At 45.8% G+C, this 18,385-nt stretch carries 10 protein-coding genes; 7 read left to right on the forward strand and 3 right to left on the reverse strand.

Translation table 11 applies throughout. The features are described 5' to 3' along the window. Positions 1-6 precede the first annotated feature (6 nt). The 3 genes from BLR32_RS21125 to BLR32_RS21135 all read right to left on the reverse strand — a co-directional run bounded on the left by BLR32_RS21125 (position 7) and on the right by BLR32_RS21135 (position 5,432). Positions 7-3,297 carry a SusC/RagA family TonB-linked outer membrane protein gene (locus BLR32_RS21125; protein WP_089834844.1) on the reverse strand — a complete coding sequence of 1,097 codons (3,291 nt, stop codon included), beginning with the start codon at positions 3,295-3,297 and terminating at the stop codon, positions 7-9. Positions 3,298-3,557: 260 nt separating this feature from the next. Next, positions 3,558-4,742 (reverse strand): FecR family protein, encoded by a 1,185-nt coding sequence (locus tag BLR32_RS21130; protein WP_089834845.1) that lies wholly within the window; start codon positions 4,740-4,742, stop codon positions 3,558-3,560. Between the two features lie 132 nt (positions 4,743-4,874). After that, positions 4,875-5,432 carry an RNA polymerase sigma factor gene (locus BLR32_RS21135; RefSeq protein WP_176842373.1) on the reverse strand — a complete coding sequence of 186 codons (558 nt, stop codon included), beginning with the start codon at positions 5,430-5,432 and terminating at the stop codon, positions 4,875-4,877. A gap of 117 nt (positions 5,433-5,549) precedes the next feature. On the opposite strand from BLR32_RS21135, the gene BLR32_RS21140 reads away from it, so the two are divergent. From BLR32_RS21140 to BLR32_RS21170, 7 genes are all read left to right on the forward strand, one after another. Then, entirely contained in the window at positions 5,550-6,521 is a 972-nt protein-coding gene (locus BLR32_RS21140) for a glycoside hydrolase family 43 protein (protein ID WP_089834847.1), read from the forward strand. 891 nt (positions 6,522-7,412) lie between these two features. Beyond that, positions 7,413-10,523, forward strand: coding sequence for a SusC/RagA family TonB-linked outer membrane protein (locus BLR32_RS21145; protein WP_089834848.1), 3,111 nt, complete (start codon positions 7,413-7,415; stop codon positions 10,521-10,523). A gap of 5 nt (positions 10,524-10,528) precedes the next feature. Then, positions 10,529-12,121, forward strand: a complete 1,593-nt coding sequence (locus tag BLR32_RS21150) for a SusD/RagB family nutrient-binding outer membrane lipoprotein (protein ID WP_089835078.1) — start codon at positions 10,529-10,531, stop codon at positions 12,119-12,121. Between the two features lie 131 nt (positions 12,122-12,252). Beyond that, entirely contained in the window at positions 12,253-15,543 is a 3,291-nt protein-coding gene (locus BLR32_RS21155) for a VCBS repeat-containing protein (RefSeq protein ID WP_089835079.1), read from the forward strand. A 3-nt stretch (positions 15,544-15,546) separates the two neighbouring features. Then, a complete protein-coding gene (locus BLR32_RS21160) occupies positions 15,547-16,878 on the forward strand; it encodes a vanadium-dependent haloperoxidase (RefSeq protein ID WP_089834849.1) in 1,332 nt (443 codons plus the stop codon). 46 nt (positions 16,879-16,924) lie between these two features. After that, positions 16,925-17,503: a GDP-mannose pyrophosphatase NudK gene (gene nudK, locus BLR32_RS21165; protein WP_089834850.1), complete on the forward strand. Its 579-nt coding sequence runs from the start codon at positions 16,925-16,927 to the stop codon at positions 17,501-17,503. 260 nt (positions 17,504-17,763) lie between these two features. Next, positions 17,764-18,345 (forward strand): HPP family protein, encoded by a 582-nt coding sequence (locus BLR32_RS21170; protein ID WP_089834851.1) that lies wholly within the window; start codon positions 17,764-17,766, stop codon positions 18,343-18,345. The last annotated feature ends 40 nt before the right edge of the window (positions 18,346-18,385 follow it).

An 18,385-nucleotide genomic window follows, 5' to 3' on the forward strand; every position in this document is an offset into this window, starting at 1 on the left:
CAATGATTAGAAAGTAGCATTCAGTGACAGACCATAGCTGCGGGTAGCGGGAGGCATGAAGATATCCACGCCTGACAGGCCGTTAGCAGTTGACATAGTCAGCTCAGGATCGAATGGCGCCTTCTTGGAGAAATACACCAGGTTACGTCCTGTCAGTGATAATTTCAGTGCTTTCACGAAGTTGGTGTTCTTCACAGGAATGGTGTAACCTAGTGCCACCTCGCGTAAGCGTACGGTAGTAGCGCTGTACATATATTCTCCGGAAGCTGCTTCACGGCCACCAACAGTAGAATACCATTTCTGTGCATCTACCTTAGATACCGCATTACCGTTTGGATCAACGCCATTCACGGCTACACCACCTGCATCACGTGCGTCACCGCTCACTTTGGATACACCGTACTGGTCCATCATGGACTGTGTGATGGACATTACTTTACCACCGAATTTGCCATCGATCAGGAATGACAGGTTGAAATCCTTATACTGCAGATTGTTGTTCCATCCCAACTGCCATCTGGTATTAGAGTTACCCAGGTATACAAAATCACCACCCTGTTTGATAGGATTGCCGTTGGCATCGATCATGATACGGCCCTGTGCATCACGCTGCAGTACAGTACCATAAATGTCACCAAAGGAACCGCCTACCTTGAATTTAGATACATAGTTAGAACCAGATGCACCACTCAGTGTAAACTCAGGCGCGTTAGGAGATAACTCTATGATCTTATTCTTGTTGGTTGAGAAGTTAAGGCCAGTGTTCCATTTCAGTTTGGTATCGCGCAACACATCATATCGCACAATGGCTTCCACACCCTGGTTCTGGATATTACCGGCATTGATGAAGAAGTTATCGTAGAAAGATCCCTGCGGAGCCCTGATCTGTAAAGTCTGGTTCTTGGTGTTAGTCTTATAATAGGTCACATCTGCACTCAGTCTGTTCTCAAAGAAATGCCACTCTGTACCAAACTCCAGCGAGTTGGTCTTCTCTGGTTTCAGATCAGTGAAAGGAGCAGTGGTGTTTGGACTGAAGCCACCGCCAGCGCTGAAGTTATATATTGCCGGATTGGATTGATAAGCCAGCGGAGAGTTACCCACCTGCGCAAAGGAACCTCGTACTTTAGCGAAGCTGATGAATGCAGGCAGTTTCGCTACCTGGCTCAGGATCACGTTCAGACCTACGGAAGGATAGAAGTAAGAACCGGAAGGCGTAAAGGCCAGGTTGGATGCCCAGTCATTACGTGCAGTCAGATCCAGGTATGCCCAATCTTTATAGGAGATGTTGGCACTACCGAAAACGGACTGTACCTGGCTGTGGTTTTCCTGCAGGGTACCGGAGTTCAGCGGATTGAAGGTTTTGAAGTTCTGAATGACAAACAGGTTTGGAATGTTCAGACCATCCTGTCCGGAATTGAATTTCTCACCTTTGGTTACTACGTCCCTGAGGCTTCCACCCAGTACACCGGTAATGCGGATCTTATCGCCTACAGGAATGTTGAAGTTAGCCAGCACATCACCATACTGCTGATTAGTAGTGGTATTGCTGTAAACGTATACACCATTGGCAGGGGAGAGGGTCTGGTTAGTACCCGCATATATCTTCTGCTCGTATACATCATTTATCCTATCTAGGCTTCCGCGGGCAGTGATGTTCAGCCATTTGTTCACATCGTATTTCAGACTGGCATTCATCAGCAAACGGTTACGATCCAGGGAATTAGGATTGCGATTGATGATCCACCATGGGTTTTGCTGAACGTCTTCATTGAAAGGCCAGTTCTGTACCATCAGACGTCTTGAAGGATCAAATACTTCGAAGTTGTCTTTGTAAGGCTGCATGTCCTTTCCGCGAGGGAAGAGGTACAGGCCAGTCAGCGGATTGAAATAGAAGCCACTTAAAGGCGTATTGTCAATGCTCTGGTTAATGTAGTTCACATCAGCTTCAGCAGTCAGTTTATCGTTCAGGAAATGTCCTGTTTCCTTGAAGGTGATGTTGTTGCGGGACAACTTGTTCGTAGGCTCGATACCTTTTGCAGTGGTATTCGCATACGAGAAGTAAGTCTGCATTTTATCAGTACCACCAGCCAGGCTGATAGAGTTGGTCAGGTTCTGGCCAGTCTGGAAGAAAGAAGACAGATTATCCTTGCCGCCGGATATTTTACTGCCCCAGCTTTGTGTGTTGGTGGCATTCGTCTGACCATAGCTGTTCTGGAACTCAGGCTTGTACGCCGCGTTTGTGAGGGTCAGACCGGAAGTGAAATTGATCACTGTACGACCGGCTTTACCGCTCTTGGTAGTGATCAGGATCACACCATTAGCACCCTGGCTACCATAAAGCGCAGCAGCGGAAGCACCTTTCAGTACCGAAATGCTTTCAATATCATCCGGGTTCAGGTTGGAGATGGGGTCGCCGCCGTCATAAGCGCCGCTGCCACCATAAGAGCTGTTTGGCTGTGAAGTCAGGGAGTTGTTCATAGGCACCCCGTCAATCACATATAGCGCCTGGTTGCTTCCCAGACCGGATTTGGCGCCACGCAGGATCACCTTTGCGGAACCACCCACGCCGGAAGAACTGGGAGAGATGTTCAGACCTGCTACCTTACCGTTCAGGGTATTGATCAGGTTCGGATCTTTGGCTTTGGTCAGTTCCACGCCGCTTACCTGCTGGGTAGCGTAGGTAATGGATTTCTCTGATCTTTTAATACCCAGCGCTGTTACCACAACGGTGTTCAGCTGTTTGTTGGATTCAGTCAGTGTTACCTGGATGTTGGTCTGGCTGCCTACAGGAATCTCTTTTTTCTCGTAACCAACGTAGTTGAACACCAGTACATCAGTACTTTCTGCCTGGAGGGAGAAATGTCCTTTCTCATCGGTGATGGCGCCACGGGTAGTACCCTTTATCTGGATAGCCACGTTGGGCAGGGGCTGACCAGCAGCATCCACCACAGTACCTTCAATGGCAGCTGCCAGCTGGATGGCAGCGGGCGTCTCTTTTTTCACCGCCTTCGGACGGATCACGATGATCTTGTCCATGATAGCATAAGAGAGCGGTTTATCTTTCAGACATCTGTCCAGTACTTCAGACAGCGGGGCTGATTTTAAATTGATATCTATGGCACCTGTACCCTGCAGCAACTTCTCATCATATACAAACTCATAACCCGTCTGCTTGCTGATGCTGTTGAAGATGTCGTACAGGGCGAGGTGCTTACCTGTGATCGTGACTGTTTGGGAATAAGACCTGGCGCTCAGATGAAGGGAGAACACCAGTGTTAAAATGGCAGTTAATTTCATAACCAACAATAATTTACTGTGCAAGAAGCCATCCCTGGGATAGGCCTTGCATGTCTCGCGTAGTTCCATACTTTTGTGTTCTTGGCTTAATAATCGATTTTCAAACGTTAAGGAAATTGGTAGCCATCTATGCCGGGTTCCGATGGCAGTCGGAATCCGGTTTTCTACCTAAAGTTGACAGTACGTGATCTTTCTACGTGGTCATAACTGGAAAAATTTAGTTTTACATAATCGTTGTCCCCCCTTGGTCGCAAGGGATTTTACTGCTGTTTCCAGGGTCTTACGGTTACATTGTTCCCGTTCACCTCGAATTGTACCCTTTGGGTAGCCTCCAGCGCTTTTAACAGCTTGCCGGCCTCTTCCCTCCGGGATATAACACCTGTCAGGTCTATATCGGACACATCTCCCTGGTAGCTCACGTCGATGTCATACCAGCGCGACAACTGTCGCATTATGGTCCGGATATTCGTGTTCCTGAAACGGAATTTGCCCTCTTTCCAGGCAAGCGTTTGTTCCATGTCCGCCGCAGCGATCACAAAATGATCGTCTTTGGCCGACAGGGTGGCTTGCAATCCCGGTTTTAATACACTGGTGCTGTTGCCATGTGTCAGCTGCACGGCGCCATCCACCAGGGTGGTTTTTATGGCCTGTTCGTCGGAGTAGGCCATGATGTTGAAGCTGGTGCCCAAAACGTTCACCTGCACATCATTGACTTTCACCCGGAAAGGCATTTCAGCCTGTTGTGCCACCTCGAAATAGGCTTCCCCGGTGATCTCTACCACCCGTTCCCTTCCGGTAAACGCCGTGGGGAAACGGATGCTGCTGGCAGCGTTCAGCCATACACGGCTGCCATCTGCCAGGGTTAGTTGGTATTGGCCACCATGAGGCGTCTTTACCGTATTGTACATCACTTCACCGGTCTGGTTCCCTGCGTTATTATAGCTAAGGGCGCCATTCCTGTTCGTGATCTGCGTACTACCCTGTTGTGCCAGCGCGCCGTTATTGGCGCTATCCAGCGGTATTACCGTGCCATCCGCAAGGGTAAGCATCGCTTTGTCAGAACCGGGCAGCAAGGGCTTTTGACGTGTAGCTGCAACCGGGGCTGCCTGTTTGCCAGGCTGGAACATATAAATACCAGTGGCGATCATACCTGCAACTACAGCAGCTGCCAGGGAACCGTATACCAGCCTTCTGCGCTTCACTACCCGTAAGCGGCGGGCATCAGCAGCTCCGGCCCGAAAAATACCGGTCAGCATGGCAGATGCTTCTTCCTCACCTAATCCCATATCAGGTACTTTCCCGTATAATGTCTCCATTATATCGGCCTTGATAGCAGATGTGTGAGCGTCGTCAGCGACTTCCTGCATCAGCTGAAGATATTCTTCCTCGCTGATCTCATTACGCTTATACTTATCAAGCAATCGCTTTATTTCAGGTATTGTCATAGACGATTAGTTTGGCACTGGTTGATACAGGAATAAAGACGACCGGGGAAAAAGAAAGGAGTATTGGCGGGAGAAATTTTTTTAGAGATGATATTCAGCTGGTTAGAAGGGGTTTCACTTTAGGGGGGCTAATTATATATGGAGTTGCTCTTTCACAAAGCTCCTGACAGTCTGCATGGCCAGCTGCATTTGTTTCTTGACGGTATGGATGGAGATATTCATCCGGACAGAGATCTCCTCATTGCTCATGCCTTCTTTCCGGGCGATATAGACTTTTTTACGTTCAGGGGGAAGGTTGGATACTACTTTATCAAGTAGATGGTCGTATTGGCGCTCCTGGAGGCGGTAATCGGCATTATCGACAGCGCTGGGCTGATGCTGGCTGAAATGGTCCAGGGCTTTTACCAGGTTTGCCTGTTTTTTGAAACTGTCATATATATGATTGCGGGTCAGGATAAAAAGATAGGCGGTGAGGTCTTCCACAGCGGGCATAGTTTCTCTTTTCAGCCATATTTTCAGAAAAACTTCCTGCACGACTTCCCGTGCTGTTGTTGTGTCTTTCAGATAAAGCATGGCCACGTTAAACACCTGCTTACTGTAGTGGTTAAATACAAGTGTATATGCAGACTCGTCACCCCTGGCTATCTGCCGTAATAGTTTCCGCTCCTCCGGTAAGGATGAATTTGACAATTTACCTATCGTTTGAATGCTGGCGTAAAAGTAGGAACAAAAAATGAAATGGGACTTGCCGTCCATAGATCTGTACTACTCAATTATTATATTGTGGCTCAAACCGGAAATTACATTATGAGAAAGGTCTTAACGTTTTTATTACTGGGAACAGCCCTGTCTTTGCCTTCAACAGCACAGAAACGGGCGGGTAATCCTATCGTGCAGGGGTGGTACGCCGATCCTGAAGCCGCCATATGGGGTAAAGAATACTGGGTATATCCAACTTACTCAGACAAGTATGAGAAACAGGTGTTTTTTGATGCTTTTTCCTCCCCGGATCTGATAAAGTGGACTAAACATCCTCATATCCTGGATACTGCAGCCGTGAAATGGGCTAAAAAAGCAATGTGGGCGCCTGCTATCGTGCAGAAAGACGGCAAATACTACTTTTTCTTCGCAGCCAACGACATCCAGAGCGATAATGAAGAGGGAGGCATAGGCGTTGCCGTGGCAGATAAGCCGGAAGGTCCTTATAAAGATTACCTGGGTAAACCGCTGATCGATAAGTTCCATAACAAGGCGCAGCCAATAGACCAGTTCGTTTTTCGGGACAAGGACGGACAATACTATATTATATATGGTGGATGGCGTCATTGCAATATTGCGAAACTGACCCCTGATTTCAAAGGATTTACCCCCTTTGAAGATGGCAGTACCTTTAAGGAAATTACGCCCTCCGGTTACGTGGAAGGACCATTGATGTTTATCCGCAATGGTAAATATTACTTTATGTGGTCAGAAGGAGGATGGGGCGGCCCACATTACTCTGTAGCGTATGCTATTGCTGACTCTCCTGCAGGTCCTTTCAAGCGTATAGACAAGATCCTTCAGCAGGATACAGCGGTTGCAACCGGGGCGGGGCACCATTCAGTCATCAATGTACCGGGTACCGACAGGTGGTATATCGTTTACCATAGGCGTCCGCTCACAGAAACAGCAGCCAACAACAGGGTAGTATGTATAGATGAAATGCATTTTGATGAAAATGGGCTGATCGTTCCTGTAAAAATTACCAAAGAGGGGGTGAAAAAAGATAAGCTAAAATAGAATCATACGGAAACGAATATTGAAAAGGGACTGCGGCAGGCAGTCCCTTTTTTTACTATTACTAACTCATTAATTCTGAAGGCAAAATCACACACTGGTTAAGATAAAATACTATCAGACGAACATAATAGGGAAATTGAGTGTTATAAATATGCTAAAACGGTTTACATAAGATCAGTAGTTGTTAAAAAAGTATTTGTTTTAGCGATCATTTGGTTATAATTATGTATAACGCAAATGTTATTGTACGAAATGTTAAATTTGAGTACATTCAATGTTGAAAGCCGTAAACGAGAGAGCGTGAAAGAAGGACAATGATAGCAAATCAGTTATGAAATCTGGCAAAAAGGCTTGCCGTCCATGTAAGAAAACTTGTCATTTATAGAATTTTTGAAACAAACATGAACAGTGGATTGTATTACTCGTAAGAGTAAGACAAATTTGGAAATTACTATTGAACAGCTATTACTTTGAACAGTTACTATTGAACAATTCTTTCGAACCAAAATTATAACTACTACTAAAGTCAATCAGATTGCTAAAGTGGAAAGTAGAACAATGAACAATTATTTTATCACTTCAAATCGTTATTGAGTCTTTACCGGCTATTTGCTGGATCGTGTTTGCATGCGTGTTTGTAACGGGGAACAAGTCCCTGTTACATCACAGTGAATAGTCGGTGGGAAAAGTATCAACTAAAATCAAAACAAAAAATTAATGGAATCATAAACAATGCTATGCAAATAGCATAAGGGGGAAAGTATTTTCTAACAACAACCAAATATAACAGTATCGAGCAATGAAACGAAACATTGTCGCACGGCGACCAGACCTTCTATGCCTTCAAGTGTCATTCACTTGTCTATTCTCTAACCAAAAACTAAATCGATAATGAGACATCTACGTTTGCTGGTTGTTGCGATGCTACTCTCCACAGTAGCATTTGCTCAAACAAGGCAGGTACAGGGAACTGTTAAAGATTCAAAAAGTGGAGCCCCTCTGGGTTCTGTAAGTATTAAAGTGCAAGGAAAGAACATCTTTGCTATCACAGGTGCTGATGGTGCATTTACCCTGAAAAGTGTACCTGAAGGAGAAGTAACACTCGAAACATCACTGATAGGTTATACATCCAAGGGCATTAAACTCGCCCCTGGTCAGACATCTATTGACTTCACCATGGAGGAGTCTTCTTCTCAGTTAGGTGAAGTAACAGTAACAGCATTGGGTATATCCAAAGAATCCAAAAAGCTGGGATACTCTGTTACAAAAGTGGATGGTGCATCACTGACACAGGCACGTGAAACCAACGTTGCTTATTCTCTTGGTGGCCGTGTGGCCGGTTTGAGTGTAAGTGGTACCAATGGTGGTCCTGGTTCTTCTGCACGTGTGCTGTTAAGAGGTATGGCCAGCTTTGGCGCCAGCAGCCCATTATACGTTATTAACGGTGTTCCGATGGATAACTCCCAGAGAGGCGCTGCCGGTGAGTGGGGTGGTGCCGATAATGGTGACGGTATCTCCAACATCAACCCTGACGATATTGAAAGCATGACTGTACTGAAAGGAGCTTCCGCTTCTGCATTGTACGGTACCCGTGCTACCAACGGTGTGATCCTGATTACTACTAAGAGTGGTAAGAGAGGAACCATGCAGGTAGAATACAATACCAACTACACAGTAGATAAAGCGATCGACTATACCGAATACCAGTATACATACGGCCAGGGACAACATGGTGTGAAACCTGCCAACGCTGCCGATGCATTATCCAGCACACGTTTAAGCTGGGGTTCAAAACTGGACGGATCAATGACGCCGCAGTTTGATGGTAAGTCATACGCTTATTCTCCTGTAGATGATAACATCAGCCGTTTCTACAGAACAGGGCCAACCTTTACTAATACGTTGTCAGTATCTGGTGGTGGCGACAGAGGTGTTTTCCGCGTATCTGCTTCCAGCATGGACAATCATTCTATTTTAAGGAACAGTGGTCTGAAACGTAAAACTTTCAACCTGAACCTGGAACAGAATCTGACTACCAAACTGAAAGTAAGCGCACTGGTAAACTATATTGATGATCGTTCCCAGAACCGTCCTCAATTGAGTGATGGTCCGCTGAACGCAAACAATGGTATCTTCCTGGCTACAAACATTAATGAAGATATCATGAAGCCTGGCTACAATCCCGACAACAATGGCCGTGAGGTAGTGTGGACAGATGATAACTTCGTAACAAACCCATGGTTTGTTGTAAACCAGTACATCAATAACATCGATAGAAGACGCTGGATCTCCGCATTGACTGTTCGTTATGATCTTTTCGACTTTTTATATGCACAGGCACGTATCGGTTATGATAACATCAACGACAGGAAATTTAAGGTAACACCATGGGGTACTGCTTACTCTACCAGCACGCTGGCAAACGGTACAACCGTGAGTGGTGACCTGGATCTGCGTAACGAACAATCCACTGAAATGAACGCGGATGGTTTGATCGGCTTCAAGAAGAACATCGTGGAAGACCTGCAGTTAGATCTGGCTGTGGGTGGTAACCTGCGTAAGAGAACCTTTGAGATGGTAGGCGTATCTGGTAACCAGTTTATCATACCTTACGTTTATTCATATAGCAACGTAACCAACTTTGGTAGGAACTACGATTATCAGGCAAGAGAATCACAGTCAGGGTACTATACCGCCGACTTCTCATACAAAAGCTTCCTGACCATTGGAACAACCGGCCGTTATGATGTGTACTCTACTTTGCCTGCCGGCAACAGGAGCATCTTCGTACCATCTGTATCAGGTAGCTTTATCTTCTCTGAACTGGTACACATTCCAAAGCTGAACTACGGTAAGTTACGCGCTTCATGGGCCAACGCGAGTGGTGAACCTACAGACGCATATATCACCCAATCTTACTATAACGTAGGAAGTACAATTGGTGGTGTCAGCACTGGTGATTTCTCCTCTACTCTGCCAAACCTGTTCCTGAAACCATTTACATTGAAAGAAGTAGAGGTAGGTCTGGAAACGAAATTCTTCAATAACAGATTAGGCGTTGACCTGGCTTATTTCCATCGTAAAACGAAGAGTGAAATTATCCAGGGTACTATCTCCTCAGCCACAGGGTATGAAAAGGCCTACTTCGGAACTGGTTCTACTCAGAACACAGGTTTTGAAGCAGCTATCAACGGTACTATCGTATCTACATCCAACTTTACCTGGAATGCTTCTGTGAACGGTACCTATATCAAAAATAAGATCCTTGATATCTATGGCGCAAACAGTAGCAGTACTGTGCTGACACTGGGTACTTACCGTCCGCTGAATGCCAATACCGCTCTGGTGAAAGGCATGTCTGGTCCGCAGATCCTGGCTTACGATTTCAAACGTAATGACAAAGGTGAGCTGCTGCTGGATGCTTCCGGGCTACCACAGAATGATGGTGTGCTGAGGCCAATGGGTAGTGTACTGCCTAAATTCTTCGGCGGTATCAATAACGACTTTGCTTACAAAGGTTTCAATCTCTCTTTCCTGATAGATGGCAAATTTGGAGCAAAACTGTTGTCTGCAACAAAAGACTATGCAGTATACCGCGGTCTGGATAAATCGACGCTGGCTGGTAGGGAATCAGGTATAGTTGTAGATGGTATCATCGAAAGCACCGGATTGAAAAATACGACGAATGTAGATGCGCAAACCTATTATCAGGCATATGCAAATAAGATCTCCAAAAATAGCGTACTGGATGCTGACTTCATTAAACTGCGCCAGGTGACATTTGGTTATACACTGGGAAGAAAGGTGATGGGTAAACTGCCATTCGAGTCTATCGGTATTTCCCTTGTAGCACGTAATCTGCTTACCCTCATGCGTAAATCTGATAACGTAGACCCAGAAGCAGGATTTTCTTCACTCATCAACTATGCAGGTATCGAAGGTACAAGCTTACCTAGTACCCGCACCTACGGTGTGAACGTGAATGTTAAATTTAAAAAATAATGGACATGAAAAAAGGTTTGCTATATATAACACTGGGTCTGACACTGTTCTCAACAGGTTGTACCCACGATTATGATGAAATTAACACCAATCCGGTTGCGGTAGATGCAAGCAGGTACAATGCCAATCTGTTGCTTTCCAAAGCGCAATATTCATACGCAAATACAGGATATGCACAATTACTGTTCGAAAGTATGTGGCCGCAATTACTGGCTTCCACCTACAACTACTATAGTAATGGTGATAAATATGTAGCTTCATCAGGGATCATAGGTTATCAGAACCAGCTATGGATCAACGACTACAGGAGCGCCAGCCTTGTTTTCGAAATGATATCGCTTGCTAACGAAAAGCAATTGACGAATCTGGCCAGTGCAGGTACTATCATGAAAGTGCTGATTCTGCAGCATCTCACTGATTGTTATGGTGATATACCTTATTCCGAGGCACTGAAAGGCAAGACAAATGTATTTACACCGGCATATGATACGCAGGAATCAATTTATACTTCCATGCTGTCAGAACTGGAAACTGCTATTAATGCGCTGGACGACTCCAAAGATGATCTGACCTCAGATCTTTTCTATGGTGGCGACATCGCTAAATGGAAAAGGTTCGGTTACTCAATAATGCTGCGTGCAGCTATGCGTCTTGTAAAGGTGAATCCTACGCTGGCACGTCAATATACTGAAAAAGCTGCCGCAGGTGGCACTTTCCAGAGCATTGCAGACAATGCTTTCAGCCCTACTGATAACTCTACCGGTAATGGTAACGGTACAAGCAGTGCCTTGCTGGTTACCGAAGACTATAGGGAAGTAAAATGGTCAAAACCATTGATCGATTATCTGAAAGCTAATAACGATCCCCGCCTCGGCGTAGTGGCTGAAGTACCACCAGCAGGCCTGAAGAATGGTACTAACAGTTCCCTGGCGGGCGATAGAACCCCGAGCGCACAGATTGGTATGCCTAATGGCTATGACCTGGCAGGAGGCTCTACTGATATCACCAAGAGGTCAGATTATCCTGGAAGTACAGGCGCCGCCGGCGATGTATATCCTTTAGGTAAATATTCCCGTCCTACTACTGCCGTTTATCTCGGCCGTAGTGCTCCGGAATTTGTGCTGACCTATGCTGAAACAGAACTGTTACTGGCAGAAGCATCTGTACGTGGCTGGACTGTTCCCGGAACTGCTGCTGGTCACTACAGGAACGCTGTATCTGCAGCTTTACAGTCACTGGCTACCTTCGGCTCTGCTGCTACTATCAGTGCTGCTACCGCTGATGCCTATGCTGCTGCACATCCGCTGGATGAAAGTAGTATGACTGCATCACTGAAGATGATCAATGAACAGTACTGGGCTACAGATGGTATGCTGTTTAACTTCATCGAAGCGTGGATTAACTGGAGAAGATCAGGTTACCCTGTGCTGACTCCTGTTAACTACATAGGTAATTTCACCGGTGGTACCATACCAAGGAGAATTGCTTACCATTCAACAGAAGCATCTACTAATCCTACTAACTATCAGTCTGCTGTAAGTCGCCTGGATAAAGGTGATACTTACACTTCCAGAGTATGGTGGGATGTAGCACAATAATATAACTATTGAACTTATGCTAATGCGACCCTTAGTGGTCGCATTAGCTTTTATTCCACGAAAGTTCCTCTGTAAAAAAGTATTCGATGATCAGCCAATCCACAGCAGGACACCTACGCAAACATTACCTGATGAAGAAAATTAGTATCCCTGCTTTTTTCCTGTTGTTAACTATTGGAGTTTCCCGTACAGTAGCCCAACAGCCTTTATTCCAGCTGTTAGCCCCCAAAACGACCGGTATTAAATTCAGTAATGCATTGAACGAAACCGAAAAGCTGAATGTACTGGCCTACGAATATTTCTATAACGGTGGTGGTGTAGCAGTAGGGGATATTGACAATGACGGTCTGCAGGACCTTTTCTTTACCGCAAATATGACCCCCAATAAACTTTATCTCAATAAAGGCAACATGCGGTTTGCCGATATTACAAAAGAAGCCGGAAAAGGTCTGGATGGAAAACCTGATGGCTGGAAAACCGGCGTTACCATGGCCGATGTGAACGGAGACGGCTTGCTCGATATTTATATCTGCTACTCGGGCAAGAAAAGTGATGAACAGAGAAGAAACCAGTTATTTATCAACCAGGGCAATGCAAAATTTGTGGAGAAAGCAAAAGAATATGGCCTGGATGATCCCGGATATAGTACCACTGCTGCTTTCTTTGATATGGACAATGATGGCGACCTGGATATGTTCCTCCTGAACCACAATGTTATCAAGATAGATAACATGGAATTTACCAGGTTCCGCAATGAAACGGATTCACTGGCTGGTGATAAACTGTACAGGAATGACGGCAATCATTTTACCGAAATATCAAAGCAGGCTGGTATTATTCAGAATCCGCTGACCTTCGGACTCGGGGTTGCAATAGCGGATATCAACAAAGATGGCTGGCAGGATATCTATGTCACCAACGATTACAATGAACGTGATTATCTCTACATAAATAAACATGATGGCACCTTTGCAGAAGATGCCACCAACTGTTTTGGTCACCTTTCCCAGTTTTCAATGGGAGTTGACATTGCCGATTTTAATAACGACGGTCTGCCGGATGTTATGACCTTAGACATGCTGCCGGAAGACAATCAGCGCCAGAAGCTGCTGCAGTTACAGGAGAACTATGAATCTTTTGAACTGATGATCTCACAGGATCTCTACAAGCAGTACATGCGCAACATGCTGCAACTGAACAATGGTGACGGTACCTTCAGCGAGATCGGACAGCTGGCTGGCGTATCCAATACCGACTGGAGCTGGTGCCCGCTCATTGCTGACCTGGACAATGATGGCTATAAAGATATTTTTGTTACCAATGGTTACCTCCGGGATTATACCAATAAAGACTTCCTGCGTTACTGGGGAGATTATAAAGTGAAAAAAGCCATCGACCGTGAACCTGTGCTGCTGATGGACCTTATCTCTGCCATGCCCTCAACATCCTTACAGAACTACATCTTCAGGAATAATATGGACCTTACATTCTCCAACATGCGGGACGCATGGGGACTGGAAGCCGGCGGTATTTCCAGTGGTGCTGTATATGCAGATCTTGATAATGATGGTGATCTCGACCTGGTGGTGAATAAGATCAACGAAGCAGCCGCGATATACCAGAATATGAGCCGCGAACAAAACAAGCGGTCCTATCTGGCTGTTAAATTAAAAGGAAAAGATAAAAATACCGGCGCTATAGGCGCGAAGGTGTACGTCTATAGCAAGGGTTTAGAACAATATCTGGAGGTCAATCCAAACAGAGGTTATCTGTCCGCCGTATCCACTCAGCTGCTGTTTGGCCTGGGTGATGATACGCGGGCAGACTCTGTTTGTATCATCTGGCCCGATGGTAAAACACAACGCCTGAAAGACGTTACCACCAATCAACTGCTGACGGTTTCCTATGCACCTGATGGAATGCCTGCAGCTAATACACCACAAGCGCCAACTGCCACCTACTTCAGTAATGCCGACAGCCTCTTTACCTACAAGCATGCTGATGGTTCGGGTAATGATTTCAAGCGCCAGCTACTGATGATGTTCATGTATTCCAGGACCGGTCCTGTGTTTGAAAAGGCCGACGTGAATAAGGACGGATTGGAAGACCTGTTCATGGGAGGGGATGGAGAACAGCCGGCAAGGATCTATTTCCAGAAACCGGGTGGCGGCTTTATAATGGGTACCAAAGTGATCCCCGGTAGTGATATGCCTTCACAGGTAGCGGCCGCCGCTTTCTTTGATGCTAATGGCGACGGTGCTCCTGATCTCTATGTGGCGAAGGGAGGATATGGCCTTTTTGAGCCCAATACAGCCGCTTTACAGGATGAACTGTATCTCAATAACGGAAAAGGGAATTTTTCTCTTTTAAAGGGCGCTTTACCCGATGTAAGTGCGAGTAGTAAATCCTGTGTACGACCCTGTGATTTTGACAATGATGGAGATATCGATGTGTTTGTGGGAGGCCGTGTTATTCCTGGCAAATATCCCATGGCACCTGCCTCTTATCTGCTGATCAATGACGGTAAGGGGCAATTCAGCGTTGCGACGGTGCCTTTTGCGGCAGCAGGAATGGTGACCGACGCCCGGTGGACAGACATCGACAAGGATGGCAGGAAAGACCTGGTGATTTGCGGTGAGTTCATGCCAGTTATGATCTATGCCAATAAGCTGGATGGTTTCAAAGAAGTGACAACGCAATACTTTGATCAGCCGGAAACAGGCTTTTGGTTTGGACTGGCAATGGCTGACGTAGATGGCGATGGTCACGAAGATATTATTGCAGGCAACCTGGGAGAGAATACCCAGATACATACATCTGTAAAACAACCTGCAGAACTTTACTATGCTGACTTTGATAAAAATGGTTCTATTGATCCCTTCCTTAACTTCTACATCGAAGGAGTAAGTTATCCCTTCGTAAGCCGTGATGAACTCAATGAGCAGATCTATCCCATGCGCCGTAAGTTCTCTTCCTACCGCAATTATTCCAGTGCAACAATGAAGGATATTTTTTCACCGGAGGAATTGAGTCAGGCGGGTAAACTTACGGCTGTGGAAACCAAAACAAGCTGCTTCCTGTACCGTAACGGAAAATTTGTACCGTCGCCGCTGCCCATAGAAGCGCAGTTCTCGGTTGTGTCAAAGATCCTGCCTGCGGATTATGACAAGGATGGAAAGCTGGATCTGCTGCTGCTGGGTAACCAATGTGATAACCGCCTTAAACTAGGCAGTTTTGATGCCGGTTACGGTTGCCTCTTAAAAGGTGATGGAAAAGGAAATTTCAGTTATATATCGCAACCTGCTTCGGGCCTTTGTGTGAAAGGGGATGTGAAATCAGCTGCTGTCATGAATATTGGCAACAAGCCATATGTCATGGTAGGTGTAAATAACAAAGGGATCACCCTGTTTAAAGTAAACTAACGTATGAAACGATTGACGATTATCCTGCTCTTTGTATGCCAGTTAGGATATACACAACAACATAAAACAAGTTTTACAGATTATATACAGCCATCGGTATTTTCACTATCGATGGTGATGATGCACGATGTGGTGAATCCTCCTGCCGCATGCAGGTTTTATGCCTATGCCATGATGTCTGCTTATAGTATTGTAACTGCACATAACGGGCAGATTCCCGACGCTGCGACGTTCATCAGATCATACCCCGGTATTGTTGTGCATGATGGGGGACATATGTATGATTATCGCATCGCCGCAGTATATAGCATACTGGAAACAGGCAAACTGATGTTGCCCTCAGGATTTATGCTGGAGAAGGACGAAGAGAAACTATTATTGTTATTTAAGAAAGATAAAGTACCTGACAGCATCATACGTAATTCTGTTGCTGTTGCGGAGGACATTGCCAAACAAACCGTGCAGTGGTCACGTCCGGATGGTTATGGAAAACTCAGTACACGGGTACGTTACACACCGGTAAAGGGAGAAGGATACTGGTATCCTACGCCACCGGCTTATATAGAAGCAGTAGAGCCGCATTGGAAAACCATCCGGCCTATGATCATAGATTCCTGCAACCAGTTTGTGCCACTGGCTCCTGTTCCTTTCAGCAAGGATACTACAAGTGCTTTTTATGCATTGAATAAGGAAGTGTATAATGCCGGTGTAAATCTCAATATGGAACAGCGCGTCATTGCCTCATTCTGGGATTGTAATCCGTTTGCTGTAAGTACTTACGGACATATGGCCATTGGCTTTAAGAAGATCACGCCGGGTGGTCACTGGATGAACATTGCCGGCATTGCTTCCAGGAAAGCACAGCTGGACTTTGATAAAACCGTCCAGGTGCATGCAGTGGCAGCCGTTACGATGATGGATGCCTTTATCAGCTGCTGGGACGCTAAATATCTGAGCAACCGTATCCGTCCGGAGACTTATATCAACCGTTACATGGATGTAAAATGGAAGCCTTTATTACAAACGCCTCCATTCCCTGAGTATACCAGCGGACATAGTGTAGTGTCTTCAGCAGTGGCTACTGTACTGACTTATATGCTGGGCGATCATTTTACCTATGAGGATAACTCTGAGGAAATGTTTGAGATCCCTGCCCGTAAATTCACTTCTTTCCTGGCCGCCTCACAGGAAGCTGCCATTTCCCGTTTGTACGGTGGTATCCACTACCGTGATGCCATTGATAATGGCGTAACGCAGGGGTATAAAATAGGGGAGAAGGTACTGGAAAAGATTAAAGCTGCCGGTGTTAAACCTGTATATGGTAACGGTATGTAAAGTCTTTTGAGGTATATTTGGGGCTAACCGTTATCAATAAACAGTTATGTTGCCCGAAATAAAAATTCAGAAGGAAGAGATCCTGTCAGACAACTGGTATATACTCCGCAAATTCACTTATGATTTCAAACTGAAGAACGGCAGCTGGCAAACCCAGAGCCGGGAAGCTTATGACCGTGGAAATGGGGCGACGATCCTGCTGTATAACCTGGAACAAAAGTCGGTTATCCTGACCCGTCAGTTCCGTCTGCCCTCTTTCGTAAACGGCAACCCTTCAGGTATGCTGATCGAAGCCTGTGCCGGTTTGCTGGATAAGGATAGTCCTGAGGACTGTATCCGCAGAGAGGTAGAAGAAGAAACAGGGTATAAGGTGTCTCATGTCCGCAAGATCTTCGAGGCTTATATGTCGCCCGGTTCAGTTACCGAGATACTCTACTTCTTTATCGCTGAATATGCCGCCAATATGAAAGTACATGAAGGGGGAGGAGTGGAGCATGAGCAGGAGGAGATCGAGGTACTGGAGCTTCCTTTTGAAAAGGCGCTTGCCATGATAGATGATGGTGAGATCAGGGATGCCAAGACCATTATGCTGCTGCAGCACCTGCGACTGAAAGGAATACTCTAATGATTTAAATATTTGTAAATCAAATTGTTGTATTTTTGTGTTACTACTCATTCACCTATTCTGAGGGTGTTTTTCGTGTATTCTAATTTATTGATAATAAGCTAGTTGTGAGTATCAAGTCCACCTCAAGTCCACCTTAGCTCCACCTCAAAGGCATGGTAGCTTCATGTCAGCTTCGGGCAAAAGGCACATTTCTGGTATTGATGATGCCATTTCCTTGCCTTAGCTTTGCGGCTCAAAAAAGGGAATAAAGGGAAATAATGGGAAAAAAGACAAAGCGGCATCTCCGCAGGGTGAGGTATGTCTTGTACAAGGAAACATTGCTTGACTTCAGGGAGCATTTGTGGACCTTCCTGGGCGCATTTACCGGTATTGGGCTGATCGGCCTGCTGCAAAGTAACTTTTTGTCTCCCACAGATAATTTATTCCTCATTGGCTCATTCGGAGCATCTTCCGTACTCATTTATGGGATTATAAACAGCCCTTTGGCCCAGCCAAGGAACCTGGTGGGCGGGCATGTGATCTGTGCACTGGTGGGTGTCACCGTTCATAAATTGATACCTGATCAATTATGGCTGGCCGCAGCACTCTCCGTTGCCCTATGCATTGTATTGATGCAGATCACCAAAACGCTGCATCCTCCCGGTGGCGCTACAGCCCTCATCGCCAACATCGGATCTGAGAAGATCAAAGCTATGGGATACATGTACGTATTGAGCCCTGTTCTGTCTGGCGTACTGATCCTCCTGTTGGTAGCGCTTATCTTCAATAACATCACCTCACACAGAAAATATCCGCATCACCGGATCTGGCATACTACACGCAGAAGGAGGGCGCATTAAGATGAGAGGTCGATGAACGCTGGCTACATAGTTTATGGAA

The sequence above is a fragment of the Chitinophaga filiformis genome, assembly GCF_900102545.1.
Lineage (GTDB): Bacteria > Bacteroidota > Bacteroidia > Chitinophagales > Chitinophagaceae > Chitinophaga > Chitinophaga filiformis.